Source organism: Sphingomonas faeni (assembly GCF_003053745.1).
In the GTDB taxonomy this organism is placed as follows: Bacteria; Pseudomonadota; Alphaproteobacteria; order Sphingomonadales; family Sphingomonadaceae; genus Sphingomonas; species Sphingomonas faeni.
Map to the genome: position 1 here is coordinate 21,657 of NZ_QAYE01000001.1, position 16,079 is coordinate 37,735.

Consider the following 16,079-nt stretch of genomic DNA (forward strand, 5'->3'; position numbering starts at 1 on the left):
TCAGCCGCCGAACACGCCGGTCAGCTCGGCGACCGCGTCGTTCAGCGAGACGTTCTCGTCGGCGTCCTGGCGAATATATTCCATGACCGCGGGGTGGCACGCGATCGCCGCGTCGATCGCGGGATCGGCGCCATGGCGGTACGCGCCCATCAACACGAGGTCGCGGTTTTCTTCGTAGGTGGCGAGGTGACGGCGAAGCGTCCGCGCGGCCTTGGCGTGGTGCGCGGGGACGATGTCTGTCATCACGCGGCTGACCGACGGGCCGATGTCGATCGCTGGGTAGACGCCGCGCTCGGCGAGGTGGCGATTAAGGACGATGTGGCCGTCGAGGATCGAGCGGGCGGAGTCGACCACTGGGTCGTTGCCGTCGTCGCCGTCCGCCAGCACCGTGTAGATCGCGGTGATCGAGCCGCCCGTGTGGACGTCGACGCCCGCACGCTCGATAAGGTTCGGCAGCATAGCGATGGCGCTGGGGGGGTAGCCTCTTGCCGACGCGGGTTCGCCGAGCGCGAGGCCGATCTCCCGACCGGCATGCGCTACTCGAGTCAGCGAATCCATGATCAGCAGAACCTTCTTGCCTTCGTCGCGGAAGGATTCGGCGATCGCGTGCGCCCGCAGTGCGCCGCGGATGCGGAGGACGGGGGAGTGGTTGGCGGGGACGGCGACGACCACCGAACGCTTGCGCGCTGCGCCGGCGACCTTGGTTTCGAGGAAGTCGGCGACTTCGCGCGAACGCTCGCCGATCAGGCCGATGACGATCACGTCGGCCTGCGCGGCGCGGACGATCATGCCGAGCAGCACCGACTTGCCGACGCCCGAGCCGGCCATGATGCCGACGCGCTGGCCCTGGCCGATCGTCAGCAGGCCGTTGATCGCGCGCACGCCGACGTCGAGCGGTTCGAGTACGCGGCCACGGTCGAGCGGAGACTGGAGTTTCCCCGCGAGCGGCCAGCGCCCGGCGCCACGGATCGGGCCCAGACCGTCGATCGGCTTGCCGGCGCCGTCGACGACGCGGCCGAGCATGGCTGCCCCGACTTCGGCCTCTCCCGGCGCACCGATCGGCTTGACCGGTGCGCGCGGGAGAAGGGCCGCGGCGCCGCCTAGGTTCATCATCAGCGTACGGCCGTTGCGGAAGCCGATGACTTCCGCCTCGACGCTCGCCGCGCCTTCGCCGACCTGGCAGACCGTGCCGACAGGCAGCGTGAGGCCGACCGCTTCCATGAGCAGCCCGTCGAACGAGGCGAGGCGGCCGGAGACCTTTGGCTTGGCGACGAAATCGGCGTTGGAGAGGGTCTCGAGATAGTCGGCGGTAAAGCGGTTCAGCATTTGGGCACCGGCACGCGATCGATCGCCTGCGCGAGTTGGTCGAGCCACAATTCGGGGCCGTCTTCGACGATCGTCGAGGCGCTTTCGAGCACGAAGCTGCCGCGCGCGACGGCCGGATCGCCCGCGGCGAAGATAGACTTCGGCAACCGGCCTTCGAGCAGAGCGACGTCGTCCGGATGGACGCGGAGCAATGCGGATTCGGCGGAGTCGGACAGGAGTTCGGCGGCCGACTCAATCCGGCCCGCGAGGACGTCGGGGGCGATACCGACTTCACCGACAAGTTTCGAGACCAGGAATAACACCGTCTGGCGGAGTTGGGCGGCGACGCGGTCGCGGTCGATCCGGTCGTTGCCGAGCGCGGTGGCGAGGTCGCCGAGCAGTGCGCCGTCGCGGGCGGCCGTCTCCTGTGCGGCAGCAGCCGCAGCGGCGAGACCCTCCGCATAGCCGGCGGCGTGGGCGTCGGCGAGCGGATCGATGAACGACGACTCGCTCACCGGATCGAGCGGATCCCAACCGGCGGTCGGGTTCACGTCCTTGTCCGCCGGGCTGAAGTGCTTGGGCGCGCTCGGCTCCGAGGAGAAGTTCGGCGACGCGAAGTTCGCGGGCCGCACCGTCGCACGCTCGCGGATATCCGCTGCGGCGAACCCGGCGGGCGGTGCGAACGCGCTCGCCAGGATGTTGGCGGTCGTCGTGTGGCGCGATGCGAAGCCCGCGGTGAAGCCGTTAGACATAATCGTCTTCCCCCCCGCCCATCTGGATCGTGCCGTCCTTCGCGAGCCCGCGTGCGATCGCGATCATCGCCTTCTGCGCCTCGAGAACTTCGGCGAGCTTCATCGGCCCGCGTGCCTCCATCTCGTCGCGGATGCCGTCGGCGGCGCGCGCCGACATGCAGCCGAGGAAACGGTTGCGGATCGTTTCGTCGACGCCCTTCAACGACTTGGTCAGGATCTCGCTGTCGACGTTGCGGATCAGCGTGCCGAGATTCTTGTCGTCGAGCGCGAGCAGATTGTCGAAGACGAACATCGCCTCCTCGATCGCCTTGGCGACTTCGCGGTCGATCTTGAACAGTTTCGGCATGACGCGCTGTTCGGTCGCCTTGCGCGCACCCGACAGGATCTTGGCGGCCTCACGCGTCCCACCCAGCGTGACGCCCACCGATCCGGGCGCGGCCGTGGTACGGTTGGCGAGGACGATCTTCAGCGTCTCGACCGCCTCGGGCGTGATCGGTCCCAGCCGTGCGATGCGGTGGAGAATGTCGGGCTGGATCGCGTCGGGCAGCAGTTCGAGCACCTGGCCGCCGATCGACGCATCAAGATTGGCGATCAGCACGGCCGCGATCTGCGGATGCTCCTTCTCGATCATCGCGGCGATCTCGGGTGCGTCGAGCCAGTCGAGCAGTTCGAGTTCGCAGGCGGCCTCGGGCGGGGTGATGCGCGCGAGCACGCTTTCCGCTTTCTCGGGGCCGAGCGCGCGGTTCATTACCGCCTCGATCTGCGGGCGCGGGTCGAAGCCGATCGCGGTGCGCTCGCGGGCGCGGCCGACGAAATCGTCGAGCACGTCCTCGACTTCCTGCTCCGACACGTCGGCGACCTTGAACATCGCCGCGCCAAGCTGGCGCACTTCCTCGGGCTCCAGCTTCTGGAGGATGGCCGCGGCCTCCTCCTCGCCGACGAGCATCATCAGCACCGCGGCGCGCTCGACGCCCGTGTAGGTGCGGATTGCAGCCTCGCTCACTTGGCGTCGGCCTTGATCATGTCGCGTACCGCGAGGGCTGCGCGCGTCGGATTGTCGCGCGTGAAGCCGCGCACCGCGCCGATCCGGTCGTCATAGCCGCGCGTGTTCTCGAGCTGGTCGAGGCTCACCGGTGCTGCGACCGCCATGCCGTCGCCGCTCGCCGCGCCGCCCGGCTGGCCTAGTGCAGGGCGCGTGCCGGCATCGTCGCGCTTCTTCATCAGCGCCTTGGCGATCGGGCGAACCCCGAGCAGCAGCACCAGCAGCGCGATCAGGATCGCCGTGCCGTTGCGCGCGAGCACCGGCAGCCAGGCATTGTCGTACCACGCCGGACCGCTCGTCGCGGTGGCGTCGGCGCCGGCGAACTTGCGGCTAATGACCGTCACGTTGTCGTTGCGCGCCTGGTCGAAGCCGACCGCGCTCTTCACGAGATCGCTGATCTGGTTGATCTCCATCGCGGTGCGGCGACCCTTTTCGGGATCGCGGAGGAGGACGGCGACCGACAGCCGCTTGACCCCGCCCGGCGTGGCACGCGTGACCGACACTTCGCGGCCAAGGTCATAGGCGCGCTGATACTGGTCGGACTGCTTCATCGCATCGGGTGCCGCGCCGCCAGCGACCGGCTGAGCGCTGCCCGACGCGCCGTTAGCGGCTTGCGGCGTCGACAAGGTGCTCGCGGCGGGCGGCGTATTGCTCAGCGCACCCGGAATACCGCCGGGCGCAGCGGGACCGTCCTTCTGGTTGCCGGTCCAGTTGCCCGTCTCGGCACGCAGCACGCCCTGCTTTTCGTAGCTTTCGCGGGTCGCCTGGCTCTCGTCGAGATTGACGTCGGCCTGTACTTCGGCGGTAAAATTGCCCGCGCCGACCAACGGCGTAAGCAGCGCGATCAGCTGGGTGCGATACTTGTCCTCGACGCGGCGCTGAATGTCGATCCGCGCATCGCTGGCCGCACCCGCGCCGTCGTTGCCGCCGGCCTTGGTGAGCAGCGCGCCCATCTGGTCGACGATCGTCACCGCCTCGGGCTTCATCCCCGGCACCGACGAGGCGACGAGGTTGATGATCGAGCTGACCTGCGCATCGCTCAGCGACCGGCCGCCCTGAAGCTTCAGGATGACCGACGCCGATGGCGCAGCGTTGTCGCGAACGAACACCGACGCTTCGGGCATGGCGAGATGCACGCGCGCCTCGGCGACGGCGTCGATCTCCTCGATCGACTTCGCCATCTCGGACTCACGCGCCTGGCGGAGGCGTTCGCCCTCGACCGCGCGCGAAACGCCCATCGGCAACTGGTCGAGGATCGCGTAACCACCCGGCGCCGCTTTCGGCAGACCCTGACCCGCGAGCAGCATTTTCGCGCGGCTGTAGTCGTCCTCGCCGACGGTCAGCGCGCCGGTGCCCTCGTCGATACGGCTTTTGATGTTCGCGGTCGTCAGCGCGGACGTCACCGCAGCCTTGTCGGAATCGGGCAGGCCGCTGAACAGCGTCTTCTGCGTCGGCGTCGACAGGCTCATCCACGCAAGCGCGGCGGCCGCAATGAGGCCGACCATCAGCGCCATCGGCAGCGAACGGCGGACCGCGGGCTGCGCCATGACGCCCTTGATCTGTCGGAGGGGATTGGCGAACCGTTCGGTGCCGCCGGGCGAAGGGATGAGTGCGGTGCTCATATCAGACCGGCATGCTCATGATATCCTTGTAGGCGGACAGCAGCTTGTTGCGGACCTGCAACGTCGCCTCGAACCCGACCGACGCCTGCTGACGGGCGAGCATCACCTTCGCGATGTCGACCGTCTCGCCGCGCTCATAGCTTTCGCTGAGCCTGGCGGCCTGGGTCTGGCCGTCGTTGACGCTCTTCAGCGCGGTTTCCATCGTGTCGGCAAAGCTGGTCGGCTTGACCGTTTCGGTCGGTGCGACGGTCCCGGCGGCGCCAGCGCGAGACAGCGCCTGGTTGCGTTCGAGGATCTGCGAGCGCAGCGCCATGACGCGGTCGACGCTCATCGCGCCGCCACCTATTCCCGAGACGCCGCTCATGCCGAAGCCGCCCAGTTACGGACGCTGCCGATATCGTCGCCCTGCTCGCGCGCCTTGGCAAGGCGGTAGCGGAGCGTGCGCTCGGAGATGCCGAGGCGTTTCGCGGTCTCGATCCGGCTGCCGTTGCAGGCCTTGAGCGTCTCGCGGATCGCGGCGAATTCACTCATCTGGACGATGTTGCCCAAAGTTTCTGGTTCGGCCGGCGCTGCCATCGGCGTGATCGGCGTCACTACCGCGCTACGCTGGAAGGTCATCGATACCGGGCGGTCGAACACGATGTGGTTCGCCTCGATCGTGTCGCCGCCGCAGAACAGCATCGCGCGCTGGATCACGTTCTCCAGCTCGCGGACATTGCCCGGCCAGTCGTGCAGCATCAGCTGCTCGATCGCGGCGTGGCTCGGCCAGGGAATGACGTTGCGGTTGCCGGCATGACGCAGGATGAGCGTCGCGGCGAGCGCGGGAATGTCCTGCGGGCGCTCGGCCAGCGACTTGGTCGCGAGCGGGAACACCGCGAGGCGGTAATAGAGATCGGCGCGGAACCGGCCGGCGGCGACTTCGGCATGGAGGTCGCGGTTGGCACAGGCGATCACGCGGACGTCGATCGGTTGCGGTACCGAGGCACCGAGCGGCACGACCTCGCGCTCCTGCAGCACGCGGAGCAGTTTCGCCTGCAGCTGGAGCGGCATCTCCGCAATCTCGTCCAGCAGGATCGTACCGCCATTGGCTGCACGGAAGAACCCGTCGCCGCCCGACGACGCGCCAGTGAACGCACCCTTCTGGTGCCCGAACAGCAGCGCCTCGAGCATCGATTCGGGCAGCGCGGCGCAGTTGATCGCGATGAACGGCTTGTCCTTGCGCGCGGAGCCATTGTGGATGGCGCGGGCGAGCACTTCCTTGCCGGTGCCGGTCGGACCGTTGATCAGCACGGTGATGTCGGCGGCGGCAACCCGCTCGGCAAGCGCGAGCAGCGCCAGGGATTCGGGGTCCGCGGCGGTCGGCATGTCCGCACCGCCGATCAGGGCGCGGGCGAAGCCGTTGCCGACGGCTGTGTCCTCTGCGGCAAAGCTGATCCGCGCCGGCGAACCGTCGCGCGAGGGGGTCACTTCACGACCTTCGCAACCGATCACCACAGTGCGCGCGGGGGCGGTGACACCCTCGCCGTCCGCAACCAGGAACAGGTCGTTCGCACCGGGCTGTGCAGTCTCGAACGAGCCTACGCCGAAGCCCTGCGCGCGCAATGACGAAACGAGCGCGTATTTCCGCGAAGTGACTGCGGCCGATGGAAAAATTGAACGCATTGAGTGCCCCCTGAACGATTCGGGGAATGCGGCACTGGTGGTAAACGCGCGGTTAAACCCTGCCGCCCCCGGCAGATTATTTCCGGGCGCGTCTCCGCGAGCACACCGGCGCGCGTTTGCGCACACGAAGACGCGCGCGGGCTCCCGTACGGGCGTGCGCGAGGCCCGGCCCCGGCTGCATTTTTTCGCTTAAGTCCGTCCCGAACCGGCCGTTACCCACTTTGACGGATCGGCACTTCGCCATGGGGGCGGCGCGGATCGTCGAAGATCACGGAGATTTCGCAATGACTGTCATCGGTACCAACATCTCGGCGCTGCGCGCGACCAACGCTTCGACCAAGGCCTCGGGCCTGCTCGCGACCTCGATGGAGCGCCTGTCGACCGGCAAGCGCATCAATTCGGCCAAGGACGACGCCGCCGGCCTCGCCATCTCGTCGTCGATGACGTCGCAGATCAAGGGCATGAACCAGGGCATCCGCAACGCCAACGACGGCATTTCGATGGCGCAGACCGCTGAGGGCGCGCTCGACGAGGTCACGAACAATCTGCAGCGCATGCGTGAACTCGAAGTGCAGAAGACCAACGGCACCTATTCCTCGAGCGATATCGCCAACATCAAGACCGAGCAGGACGCGCTGGCCAAGCAGATCACCAACGTTCTGACGAACACCACCTTCAACGGCGTGAAGATGTTCGACGGCAAGGCAGGTGCAGCGAGTGCACCGGCCGGTGGCGCAGTGGTTAAGATCCAGGCCGGCGCGAACGGAACCGATTCGATCGATCTCAACCTCGGCACGAACCTGACCGCAGCCTATACGGCAGCCGTCGCGGCCGATCCGAACGCAAACCCGGCGGTCTTAGCCTCGCCAGCTGGCGGCGGCGTCGGCACCGTCGTCACGGCGAATGGCGCGGCGACAGGCAGCACTGATCCGCTGAAGGATTATGACAACGCGATCGCTACGGTCTCCAATCGTCGTGCTTCGCTAGGCGCTGCGCAGAACCAGCTGCAGTCGGCGGTCAACAACCTGACGTCGAACGCGACCAACCTGTCGGACGCGAAGAGCCGCATCGAAGACACCGATTTCTCGGCAGAGACGACCGCACTCGCCAAGGCACAGATCCTGAGCCAGGCATCGACCGCGATGCTGAGCCAGGCGAACCAGAGCCAGCAGAGCGTGCTCAAGCTGCTCGGCTAATCCAGCTTTCGGCGCCGGCACCGCCCCCCCTTGGGTGACGGCGCCGATAGACGTCGCCGCATGCATCATGCGCGTGAGAGCCCCCGGCAGCATCCGCTGTCGGGGGTTTCGTCCGTTCGGCACGGCGCGTTGCCCTGCAAGATACTGTAAACCATAAGAAAAAAACGGCAGAATTTGGCCGGTCACGTTTAAGTTCGATGCGATCCCGCCGTTACTTCTTATGGCGGCACGGCCCTTCGCCACGGGGGCGGCGGGGATCGCCGAAGATCACTGGAGTTTCACAATGACTGTCATCGGCACGAACGTTTCCGCGCTGCGCGCGACCAATGCCTCGACCAAAGCTTCGAACCTGCTCGCGACTTCGATGGAGCGCCTGTCGACCGGCAAGCGCATCAATTCGGCCAAGGACGATGCAGCCGGCCTCGCCATTTCGTCGTCGATGACGTCGCAGATCAAGGGCATGAATCAGGGCGTCCGCAACGCGAACGACGGCATCTCGATGGCACAGACGGCCGAAGGCGCGCTCGACGAGGTCAGCAACAACCTGCAGCGCATGCGCGAGTTGGAAGTGCAGAAGAGCAACGGCACTTATTCGACCAGCGACAAGGCGAATATCACGTCGGAACAGGATGCACTCGCCAAGCAGATCGCCAACGTCCTGACCAACACCACCTTCAATGGCGTCAAGCTGTTCGATGGCAGTGCCGGCACCAATACCGGCAAGGTCTCGATCCAGGCAGGCGCGAACGCAAGTGATGCGATCGAACTCAATCTGGGCACCAGCCTTAGCGCGGTCGCAACTGGTTCCGGTTCGAACGCACTTGCTGGCGGCGTCGGCACGGTGGTCGTTTCGACAACGACGGGTACCTCACCGAACACGACCACTACGGTTGCGGCAGCTGGTACGCTGCAGAACTATGACGACGCGATTTCACTCGTCTCGAACCGTCGCGCATCGCTTGGCGCATCGCAGAACCAGCTTCAGTCGGCGGTCAACAACCTGACCTCGAACGCGACCAACCTGTCGGACGCCAAGAGCCGCATCGAAGACACCGACTTCTCGGCTGAGACCACCGCGCTCGCCAAGGCGCAGATCCTGAGCCAGGCATCGACCGCGATGCTGAGCCAGGCGAACCAGAGCCAGCAGAGCGTGCTGAAGCTTCTGGGTTAATCCGGACCGGCACCGGCACCAGCCCCCCGCAGGGTGACGGTGCCGGTCGGACCCGCCTCGCTTCCCTGAAGCGCGAGCGGGAAAGACCCCGGTGGCGCAAGCTGCCGGGGTTTTTGCATGTTTGCGGGCGATCGAGGAAAGGCGTTATCGTGGCCCCATAGCGTGCAACTGGTCTGCACGTGGAGGTTAGGCGTACACTGCTCTCCTCTGTGTGTGCCACCATCGGCATCGCAGCATAGGCTGGTTGGGAAGAGCGATGACGGCATTGCACGGAAAGATCGCCCTGGTGATCGGCGGGACGCGCGGCATAGGAGCCGCGATAACGCGCCGCCTCGCTGCCGATGGCGCGTCGCTGGCGGTGATCTATCGATCGCGTGCGGACGATGCGCGACTGTTCGTTCGCGGGATCGAGGACGGTGGACGCGCGGTCTTTGCGGTTCAGACCGATGTGAGCGCCGCCGCCGCGTTGCGCGCTGCGATCGACACGGTGATCGCGCGCTACGCCACGATCGATATCCTGGTGAACGTGGCCGGCATGTCGGAAAACGGCACGCTTGCGAGCTATGCCGACGATGCGTTCGAACGGGTGTTTGCGGTCAACGTCCGTGCGCCGTTCATTGCCGCGCAACGGGTTGCGGCCGCAATGCCCACCGGCGGACGCATCATTACGATCGGCAGCATCGTCGCCGACCGCGCGCCCGGTGAGGGCGTTACGCTCTATGCCGCCAGCAAGTCGGCGCTTGCTGGCATGACCCGGGGTCTGGCGCGCGATCTGGGCGCACGCGGCATCACCGCAAATCTGGTGCAGCCGGGCCGGTCGACACCGAACGCAATCCTGCCGACGGCCCCAATGCGGAGGCGAACAGGGCGCCGCTTGCCATCCGTCGACACGGCACGCCTGACGAGGTGGCCGGGCTGGTCGCCTATCTCGCATCGGACGAAGCGGGGTTCATTACCGGCGCGGTATATAACATCGACGGCGGCTGGAGCGCGTGACCGGGCGTGCTCTGAAGCTTTGCCCGTCAGTCGCTCTATAGCGCTCGGGCGAGTGCCTTCTTCAACTTCGCATGTGCGGACGCCTTGATCTGGCAGACGCGCGCCGAGCCGACGCCGAAGACTTCGCCGATCTCCTCGAGGTTGAGTTCCTCGACATAATAGAGCTGGATCACCTGCGCCTCGCGTTCGGGGAGCGCGGTGATCGCGGCGATGAGGGCCTCGCGCATGTCGCTGTCGGCAAGCTGCTCGAACGCGTCGGGCGTGTCGTCGGCGAACCACGGCAGGTCGTCCGCATACATGTCGTCGATCGAGTCGAAGCGGATCGCGTCGGCGGTGACGTAGTCGGTGCGGAGTTTCTCGATCGTGACGCCGATATGCTCTGCGATCATGTCTTCTCCGGGAGCCTTGCCCGTGCGGGCGGTCAGCGTCGAGATGGCGTCTGCGTACTGGCGACGGCGACGCATCGCGCCTCGCGTCGACGTGGCCTGGCGGCGGAGTTCGTCGATCATGCTGCCGCGGAGGCGGGTGATCAGGTAGGTCTTGAACGGCATGCCGCGCTCGTCGAAATTCGCGGCGGCCTCGACCAGCGCCACGAGGCCGACCTGGATCAGATCCTCAACCTCGACGCTGCTGCTCATGCTGCCGTGGACGTGCCACGCGATCCGGCGGACCAGCGGGAGATGCTGTTTGACGAGCTGGTCCGCGTCGCCGCCGGGGCGTTGATGCGGGCGGTACGTCAAAGGCTGGGCGTCTGCGAACGCACCGCGCATCGGGAGCGCGCTCATGCTGCCAGCGCCTGCTGCGAGGCACCGATGACCGCGACGACTTCGACGGCCTTCTCCTCGGGCACTTCGAAGAACGACATGACGGGCGTATCGGGAAGGCACGTTCGCACCAGCTTGCGGATCGCGATGCGGATGGTCGGCTGGACGACCAGCGCGAACGGTTTGGCCTCGGCGATCAGCGGTTCGGCGGCGCGTTGCAGCGCCTCGACGATGCGCCGGCCGAGATCGGGTTCGATGACGTGGCGGCGCGATTGATCGGCGCGCATCGCCTGGCCGAGCAGACCTTCCAATTGACCCTCCAACGTCATGACGCGCAGCGGTTCGCGCACGCCGCACAGTTTCTGGATGATGAGCGCGCCGAGTTCGGGACGGATCGTCTCGATGATCTCCTCGGCATCCTGCGTGCGCTGCGCCGCGACTGCGATCGCGCCGGCGATGCGACGGAATTCCTTGAGCGGGACGTTCTCCGCGAGCAGGCCCTTGAGGACTTGCGTCAGCGTCGTGATCGGCAGCGGCGCGAGCGCGGCGACCAGCTGCGCGGCGCGCTCCTTGAGGCCGTCGAGCAGCGCCTGGACTTCGTCCTGGCCGAGCAGCTCGGACGCGTTCTGGCCGAGCAGGTGGTTGAGGTGCGTCGCCATCACCGTGCCGGGATCGACCACGAGATAGCCCGCGCCGGTCGCGGCATCGGCGTCGCCCGCATCGACCCAGGTCGCGTCGAGCCCGAAGGTGGGGTCCTTGACCTTCTTGCCGAACAGGTCGCCGAACGCCTGGCCCGTATCGAGCGCGAGCATCTCGTCGGGCGACACCGTGTCCTCGCCGACCACGACGCCGTTGACGAGGATGCGGTAGACGTAGGGCGCGAGGTTGATGTCGTCGCGGACGCGGACCTGCGGCACGACGAAGCCGAGTTCCTTCGACAGCTGGCGACGCACGCCGGTGATGCGGCCCATCAGCGGCGAGCCGCGACGCTCGTCGGCGAGCGGCACCAGGCCGTAACCGATGTCGAGATTGACCTGCATGCCGTCGGTGACTTCCTCCCAGCCGATCTTCGACTGGTCGATCGTCTCGACGGGGACGACCACGACGGGGGCAGGGCGGCGCTCGATCTGGCGGAGCTTCCACGCGGCGAACCCGGCGATCGCCGCGGCCGGCAGGATCACCATGTGCGGCATGCCGGGCAGGATGCCGAGCAGCGCGAGGATGACCGCGACCGGCGTCCAGGTGCGTGGGCTTCCGAACTGGCCGCCGATCTGGCCGGCAAGGTCCTTGTCGGAGGTGACGCGCGTAACGATCGAGGCGGCGGCGATCGACAGCATCAGCGACGGCAGCTGCGCGACGAGCGCGTCGCCGATCGCGAGCAGGATGTAGTTGTGCGCGGCATCGGCGATCGTCATGCCGTGGCTGACGGGGCCGAGGATCAGGCCGCCGATGATGTTGGCGGCGAGGATCAGCATCGCCGCGACCGCATCGCCCTTCACGAACTTCGACGAGCCGTCCATCGAGCCGTAGAAATCGGCTTCGGTGGAGACTTCGACGCGGCGCGCCTTGGCTTCGTCGGGGGTGATCAGGCCGGCGTTCAAGTCGGCGTCGATGGCCATCTGCTTGCCGGGCAACGCGTCGAGCGTGAAACGCGCGCTGACTTCCGACACGCGGCCGGCGCCCTTGGTGACGACGATCATGTTGATGATCATCAGGATCGCGAAGACGAAGATGCCGACGACGTAATCGCCGCCGATCAGGAATGTGCCGAACGCCTCGATCACGTGGCCCGCCGCGCTCTCGCCCTCGTGGCCGTGGACCAGCACGATGCGGGTGGAGGCGACGTTGAGGCCGAGGCGGAAGAGGGTCGCGAACAGGAGGACGGTCGGGAAGGCGGAAAAATCGAGCGGCTTCTGCGCGTTGAGCGCGACCATCAGCACGGCCAGGCTGATCGCGATGTTCGCCACGAAGAAGATGTCGAGCATGAACGCCGGGATCGGCACGACCATGACGAGCACGAGCAGCAGGATCGCGAGCGGCAGGACCGACGCGCGCGCGTTAGAGAGAATGCGGTTCATGGCTTAGCCGCCCAACCGTGCGAGCATCATGTACGCGAGCCGCGCGGTATCGGGCGTCGGGCGCAGGATACTGGCGGCGGCCTGCGTCGTCTTGCCGGTGAACCTGCCCATTGCAGTGCCCATTGCCGATTGGGCCCAGGCCAGCGCGTCGTCGGCGCTTTCGTTGTTGCCGGTGATGACCGTGCTGCCGTTCATGTCGAGCGCCTGCGCGGCGTAGTTGGCGGGCGTCGCGGTCGCGCTTGCCCCGGCGGCGGCACCGCCGAGCTTGTCGGAGAAGCGGTCGTAGATCGCCGACAGCGTGCGCGGCTGGTTGTTGGAGTCGTAGAAGACGTTGTGGTTCGCGCGTGCGGCGGCGGGGAACAGCGCGGCGCCACTAGCCTGCGGGTTGGCCTGCATCGTCTTGAGGAACTTGGTCGCGCCGCCGAGGCCCATGAAATGCGCCATGTAGAGGTCGGTGCCGGACGCGGGACGGTTCAGCGTGCCTTCGAGCGAGGCCTTGTTGTCCGACGCGTATTCGGCGGCCATCAGCGAGGCGGCGTTGGGATCGTTGCGGAGCGCGAGGATAGCCGCCTTGGTGCCGGCATCGCCGACCGAGAGGCGGCCGCTCGACGACTGGCCGATGCTGTTCGCGGCCCACGCCATGCCGTGCTCGGCGCCGTGCTTCTTGACGACGGACAGCCAGCTCTGTTCGATGAACTGATAGAGACCGGATGCGCTCGACGTGCCGGCCTTGGCGTTGGCGTTGAGCCCGCTCTCGAGCTTCGCCTGGCCCAGCAGATAGTCGAAATCCACGCCCGTCTTGCTGCTTGCAAGCGCGATCGCGGACTGGATCCGGCCGGTAGTGATAGGATTGACGGTCATGCCCGTGTGCGGTGCCCCTGGTTCAGGGGATACTCAGCAAGGGGCGTGCCAGTTTTGGTATTCGGTTCCCGTAGCGCCGTCATCCTGACGAAAGTCAGGATCCAGAGCCATGTAGCGCAACCCTCTGTTACTCTGGATCCTGACTTTCGTCAGGATGACGGAGGTTAAAAGGGACGGGCGCAGAAGTCAGGCGTACGCGGCGCGCAGGCCTGGGCGGTAGCCGGCAATGGCACCGTCGCCGGTCAGGGTTTGCAGGCGGCGGCGAACATTTGCCGCCATCAAGTTGGTATAGATCCGGCACGTCTCGTTGAGCCGGTTCGCCTCGTCGGCCAGCTCGCGGATCTCGGTGCCCGCGGGCCCGGTGCCGAGCAGCGCGACCTGTTCGATCCCGGCGAGCTTGTCCGCGGTCGCGCGCTCCAGACTGGCGACGTCGTTCGACTTCAGCGCGGCGATCTCGGCGTGCAGCGCGTCGATCACGCGGATCAGGGCATCACGCCGTTTCATTGGAATTCCAGTCCAGGCGAAGCGCCATCAGGCGATCGGCGATGGTCGCGGGGAGGATCGGGAAGGTGCCCGTCGCGATCGCCTTCTTGATCGCGGCAACGCGGCTGGCATCGATCGGCGGCGAGGCGGCCATCGACTTGGCGAGCGCGATCGATTCTGGGACCACCGAAATCTGCTTGGGCAGGACCGGCGTTTGTACGACCGTCGCCGGCGCCGCCGCGGCGATGCGCGCGACGGAGCGATCTCCTGCTACTGACGGCTTCGCGCCGATCGAGTCCACCATGTCCGCATCCTCTGGTTTGCGCTGACATCAGGAGAAACGGCTGCACGCAGAAAACCTTTAGCAAAATTAATCTGTTCGGCTGAAATTAGTTCGACCAACCGGGAAGCGTCGCGCGACCGGCATCGACGGCGATCGCCTGAACCGGCGTGCGGGTGTCGTCGACCTTGACCATGAAGCGGCCGCCGGGCGCGGCATCACCCATCGCGACGCCTTCGCGGCTGATCGAGAAGCCCTCTGTACCGGCTTCGATCACGATCGGATCGCCACGTTTGATGACCGGCGCGGCCTTCACGGCGGGCGTGAACGAGGCTGCTACAGCGGCGGGCGCGTTGGCGGGGCGGATGACGGGCACGAAGATCCGCCATGCGGGGCCGGCGCATGAGACGACGACCGCGTCATGCTGTTCGGAGCGCCACGACAGCGACACCGTCGGACAGGTCGCAAGCCGCAACCGCGCATCGACCGGCGTACGCGCGCCGCCCTCGGCACCGGTCGGGCGACCGGTAAACGCGGCGACCGAGGCGTCGAGCGCGGCGGTATCCTGGAAGCTTGCGGCCATGAGCAGGAACGGAAGAATCATGGTTGGGTCCTCGGGGCTTCGCCGACAAAGGCGACGGAGACGATGGCGGCACGGCGGCCGGGCTTGGTCGCGGTGACGATGGCGACGCGAGACGGTGCGACCGCGGCGAGCGCGGCGGCGACGGTGCGCGCGCGGTCGGCGGCGAGGATCGCGGCGCTGCCGGTGACGCGGTCGATATCGGCCGGCGTGCCGTCGGTGGAGCCGGTGACGGTGAGCATCACGCGGGGATCCCGCGCCGCCTCCCGCGCCCAGGCGACGAGCGCGCCCGGCGTGGTCGGCAGGATTGCCGATCCGGGCGCGAAATCGAGGATGCCGGCGGCCGCGACGGGCATTGGCGTCGGCTCGGTGTCGTTCGTGCCGAAGCCCTCGCGAATGCCCTTCGCCAAGTCCTTGCCGCCGATATGCTGCGTCGCCTGGAGCAGCACGAGGAAACCGACCAGCAACAAGGCGAGGTCGGCGAGCGTGATCAACCAGAGCGGCTTACCGGTCGGCGCGTCGGGATATTCGTTGGCGTTCATACGACGGTTGCCAGCGTCGGCGGCGCGATCGGGGCGACATAGCCACGCGGCGTCTCTCGTTCGGCAAGTGCCACCAACGGCGCTTCGATGCGCGCGCGTTCGAACGCCTCGTTACGCCCTTGCGCGCGCAGGCGGTTGGCGATCGGCATGAAGAGCAGGTTGGCGAACAGCGCGCCGTACAGCGTCGCGAGTAGCGCCACCGCCATCGCACCACCGATCGCGCCGGGATCGCTCATCGTCGCGAACATCTGCGCGAGGCCGATCAGCGTGCCGACCATGCCCATCGCCGGCGCGACCTCGGCGGCACCGGCCCAGACGTCGGCGGCGGCGACGTGGCGTTCGATGCGGGCGCGGCGGCGGTGCTGGACGAGCGTCGCGACGTCGGTTGCGGAGGCGCCGTCGACGATCGCGGCGATCCCCGCGGCGACGTCCGCGTCGGTGATGACCGAGCGATCGAGCGCCATCACGCCGTGGCGCTTGGCGATGCGGGCGAGGGCAGTGATCTGGAGCAGCAGCGGGTCGGCATCGAACCGGCCGCGGCCGAGCGTGGTGACGGCGGCAAGTGCTCGGCCGAGGTCGCAGAGGGGGGTGCGGAGGACGACGGCGAGCGCCGTTCCGCCACCGACGATGGCGAGCGCTGCGGGGTCGAGGAGTTGGGCGAGCGTAATCATGTGCGTGGGGTGATGCAAGGGGTAGGCCAATTGGGTGGAGGGTTGTCCCTCGTCATGCCTCTGGCATACTCTTC

At 67.2% G+C, this 16,079-nt stretch carries 17 protein-coding genes; 3 read left to right on the top strand and 14 right to left on the bottom strand.

What is annotated here, in order from left to right; genetic code table 11:
* Genes C8J25_RS00150 through C8J25_RS00175 form a run of 6 tightly spaced genes read right to left on the bottom strand, consistent with a single transcriptional unit; the run spans nucleotide 1 to nucleotide 6,383 of the window.
* A complete protein-coding gene (locus C8J25_RS00150) occupies nucleotides 1-1,326 on the bottom strand; it encodes a FliI/YscN family ATPase (protein WP_107951771.1) in 1,326 nt (441 codons plus the stop codon).
* Complete coding sequence (locus tag C8J25_RS00155) at nucleotides 1,320-2,057, bottom strand: FliH/SctL family protein (protein ID WP_107951772.1); 738 nt, start codon at nucleotides 2,055-2,057, stop codon at nucleotides 1,320-1,322. Before C8J25_RS00155 ends, C8J25_RS00150 begins: the two co-directional genes overlap by 7 nt.
* Complete coding sequence (gene fliG / locus C8J25_RS00160; protein WP_107951773.1) at nucleotides 2,050-3,060, bottom strand: flagellar motor switch protein FliG; 1,011 nt, start codon at nucleotides 3,058-3,060, stop codon at nucleotides 2,050-2,052. The genes C8J25_RS00155 and fliG overlap by 8 nt, the downstream gene beginning before the upstream one ends.
* Nucleotides 3,057-4,721 (bottom strand): flagellar basal-body MS-ring/collar protein FliF, encoded by a 1,665-nt coding sequence (fliF, locus tag C8J25_RS00165; protein ID WP_107951774.1) that lies wholly within the window; start codon nucleotides 4,719-4,721, stop codon nucleotides 3,057-3,059. The genes fliG and fliF overlap by 4 nt, the downstream gene beginning before the upstream one ends.
* A gap of 1 nt (nucleotide 4,722) precedes the next feature.
* Entirely contained in the window at nucleotides 4,723-5,085 is a 363-nt protein-coding gene (gene fliE / locus C8J25_RS00170; RefSeq protein ID WP_107951775.1) for a flagellar hook-basal body complex protein FliE, read from the bottom strand.
* Nucleotides 5,082-6,383 (bottom strand): sigma-54 interaction domain-containing protein, encoded by a 1,302-nt coding sequence (locus C8J25_RS00175; RefSeq protein WP_107951776.1) that lies wholly within the window; start codon nucleotides 6,381-6,383, stop codon nucleotides 5,082-5,084. Before C8J25_RS00175 ends, fliE begins: the two co-directional genes overlap by 4 nt.
* 284 nt (nucleotides 6,384-6,667) lie before the next feature.
* Between C8J25_RS00175 and C8J25_RS00180 the strand changes: the two genes are divergently transcribed.
* The 3 genes from C8J25_RS00180 to C8J25_RS00190 all read left to right on the top strand — a co-directional run bounded on the left by C8J25_RS00180 (nucleotide 6,668) and on the right by C8J25_RS00190 (nucleotide 9,834).
* Complete coding sequence (locus C8J25_RS00180) at nucleotides 6,668-7,579, top strand: flagellin N-terminal helical domain-containing protein (protein WP_107952490.1); 912 nt, start codon at nucleotides 6,668-6,670, stop codon at nucleotides 7,577-7,579.
* A 283-nt stretch (nucleotides 7,580-7,862) separates the two neighbouring features.
* Nucleotides 7,863-8,750, top strand: a complete 888-nt coding sequence (locus C8J25_RS00185; protein ID WP_107952492.1) for a flagellin N-terminal helical domain-containing protein — start codon at nucleotides 7,863-7,865, stop codon at nucleotides 8,748-8,750.
* Between the two features lie 256 nt (nucleotides 8,751-9,006).
* Nucleotides 9,007-9,834 (top strand): SDR family NAD(P)-dependent oxidoreductase, encoded by an 828-nt coding sequence (locus C8J25_RS00190; RefSeq protein WP_425275430.1) that lies wholly within the window; start codon nucleotides 9,007-9,009, stop codon nucleotides 9,832-9,834.
* On the opposite strand, the gene C8J25_RS00195 is transcribed toward C8J25_RS00190, so the two are convergent.
* The 8 genes from C8J25_RS00195 to C8J25_RS00230 all read right to left on the bottom strand — a co-directional run bounded on the left by C8J25_RS00195 (nucleotide 9,782) and on the right by C8J25_RS00230 (nucleotide 16,005).
* A complete protein-coding gene (locus C8J25_RS00195) occupies nucleotides 9,782-10,531 on the bottom strand; it encodes a FliA/WhiG family RNA polymerase sigma factor (protein ID WP_107951777.1) in 750 nt (249 codons plus the stop codon). The two genes, C8J25_RS00190 and C8J25_RS00195, sit on opposite strands and share 53 nt — an antisense overlap.
* A complete protein-coding gene (gene flhA, locus C8J25_RS00200) occupies nucleotides 10,528-12,588 on the bottom strand; it encodes a flagellar biosynthesis protein FlhA (RefSeq protein WP_056054189.1) in 2,061 nt (686 codons plus the stop codon). Before flhA ends, C8J25_RS00195 begins: the two co-directional genes overlap by 4 nt.
* A gap of 3 nt (nucleotides 12,589-12,591) precedes the next feature.
* Nucleotides 12,592-13,449, bottom strand: a complete 858-nt coding sequence (locus C8J25_RS00205; RefSeq protein WP_107951778.1) for a flagellar biosynthesis protein FlgJ — start codon at nucleotides 13,447-13,449, stop codon at nucleotides 12,592-12,594.
* Between the two features lie 186 nt (nucleotides 13,450-13,635).
* The gene (locus tag C8J25_RS00210; protein WP_107951779.1) at nucleotides 13,636-13,953 is read right to left on the bottom strand and encodes a flagellar protein FlgN; all 318 of its coding nucleotides are present in this window, start codon (nucleotides 13,951-13,953) and stop codon (nucleotides 13,636-13,638) included.
* Nucleotides 13,940-14,236 (bottom strand): flagellar biosynthesis anti-sigma factor FlgM, encoded by a 297-nt coding sequence (flgM, locus tag C8J25_RS00215; protein WP_107951780.1) that lies wholly within the window; start codon nucleotides 14,234-14,236, stop codon nucleotides 13,940-13,942. The genes C8J25_RS00210 and flgM overlap by 14 nt, the downstream gene beginning before the upstream one ends.
* A gap of 85 nt (nucleotides 14,237-14,321) precedes the next feature.
* A complete protein-coding gene (locus C8J25_RS00220; RefSeq protein ID WP_107951781.1) occupies nucleotides 14,322-14,816 on the bottom strand; it encodes a flagella basal body P-ring formation protein FlgA in 495 nt (164 codons plus the stop codon).
* Nucleotides 14,813-15,334, bottom strand: coding sequence for a hypothetical protein (locus tag C8J25_RS00225; RefSeq protein WP_107951782.1), 522 nt, complete (start codon nucleotides 15,332-15,334; stop codon nucleotides 14,813-14,815). Before C8J25_RS00225 ends, C8J25_RS00220 begins: the two co-directional genes overlap by 4 nt.
* Nucleotides 15,331-16,005 (bottom strand): motility protein A, encoded by a 675-nt coding sequence (locus C8J25_RS00230; protein ID WP_107951783.1) that lies wholly within the window; start codon nucleotides 16,003-16,005, stop codon nucleotides 15,331-15,333. Before C8J25_RS00230 ends, C8J25_RS00225 begins: the two co-directional genes overlap by 4 nt.
* Nucleotides 16,006-16,079 lie beyond the last annotated feature (74 nt).

Excerpts from the sequence above, each read along its gene's own strand:
- C8J25_RS00205 (WP_107951778.1), bottom strand. The coding sequence starts at position 13,449 with ATGACCGTCAATCCTATCACTACCGGCCGGATCCAGTCCGCGATCGCG.
- C8J25_RS00180 (WP_107952490.1), top strand. The coding sequence starts at position 6,668 with ATGACTGTCATCGGTACCAACATCTCGGCGCTGCGCGCGACCAACGCT.
- C8J25_RS00185 (WP_107952492.1), top strand. The coding sequence starts at position 7,863 with ATGACTGTCATCGGCACGAACGTTTCCGCGCTGCGCGCGACCAATGCC.
- C8J25_RS00195 (WP_107951777.1), bottom strand. The coding sequence starts at position 10,531 with ATGAGCGCGCTCCCGATGCGCGGTGCGTTCGCAGACGCCCAGCCTTTG.
- flgM (WP_107951780.1), bottom strand. The coding sequence starts at position 14,236 with ATGGTGGACTCGATCGGCGCGAAGCCGTCAGTAGCAGGAGATCGCTCC.
- C8J25_RS00225 (WP_107951782.1), bottom strand. The coding sequence starts at position 15,334 with ATGAACGCCAACGAATATCCCGACGCGCCGACCGGTAAGCCGCTCTGG.
- C8J25_RS00150 (WP_107951771.1), bottom strand. The coding sequence starts at position 1,326 with ATGCTGAACCGCTTTACCGCCGACTATCTCGAGACCCTCTCCAACGCC.
- C8J25_RS00175 (WP_107951776.1), bottom strand. The coding sequence starts at position 6,383 with ATGCGTTCAATTTTTCCATCGGCCGCAGTCACTTCGCGGAAATACGCG.
- C8J25_RS00155 (WP_107951772.1), bottom strand. The coding sequence starts at position 2,057 with ATGTCTAACGGCTTCACCGCGGGCTTCGCATCGCGCCACACGACGACC.
- C8J25_RS00230 (WP_107951783.1), bottom strand. The coding sequence starts at position 16,005 with ATGATTACGCTCGCCCAACTCCTCGACCCCGCAGCGCTCGCCATCGTC.
- fliF (WP_107951774.1), bottom strand. The coding sequence starts at position 4,721 with ATGAGCACCGCACTCATCCCTTCGCCCGGCGGCACCGAACGGTTCGCC.
- C8J25_RS00210 (WP_107951779.1), bottom strand. The coding sequence starts at position 13,953 with ATGAAACGGCGTGATGCCCTGATCCGCGTGATCGACGCGCTGCACGCC.
- C8J25_RS00190 (WP_425275430.1), top strand. The coding sequence starts at position 9,007 with ATGACGGCATTGCACGGAAAGATCGCCCTGGTGATCGGCGGGACGCGC.
- C8J25_RS00220 (WP_107951781.1), bottom strand. The coding sequence starts at position 14,816 with ATGATTCTTCCGTTCCTGCTCATGGCCGCAAGCTTCCAGGATACCGCC.
- flhA (WP_056054189.1), bottom strand. The coding sequence starts at position 12,588 with ATGAACCGCATTCTCTCTAACGCGCGCGCGTCGGTCCTGCCGCTCGCG.
- fliE (WP_107951775.1), bottom strand. The coding sequence starts at position 5,085 with ATGAGCGGCGTCTCGGGAATAGGTGGCGGCGCGATGAGCGTCGACCGC.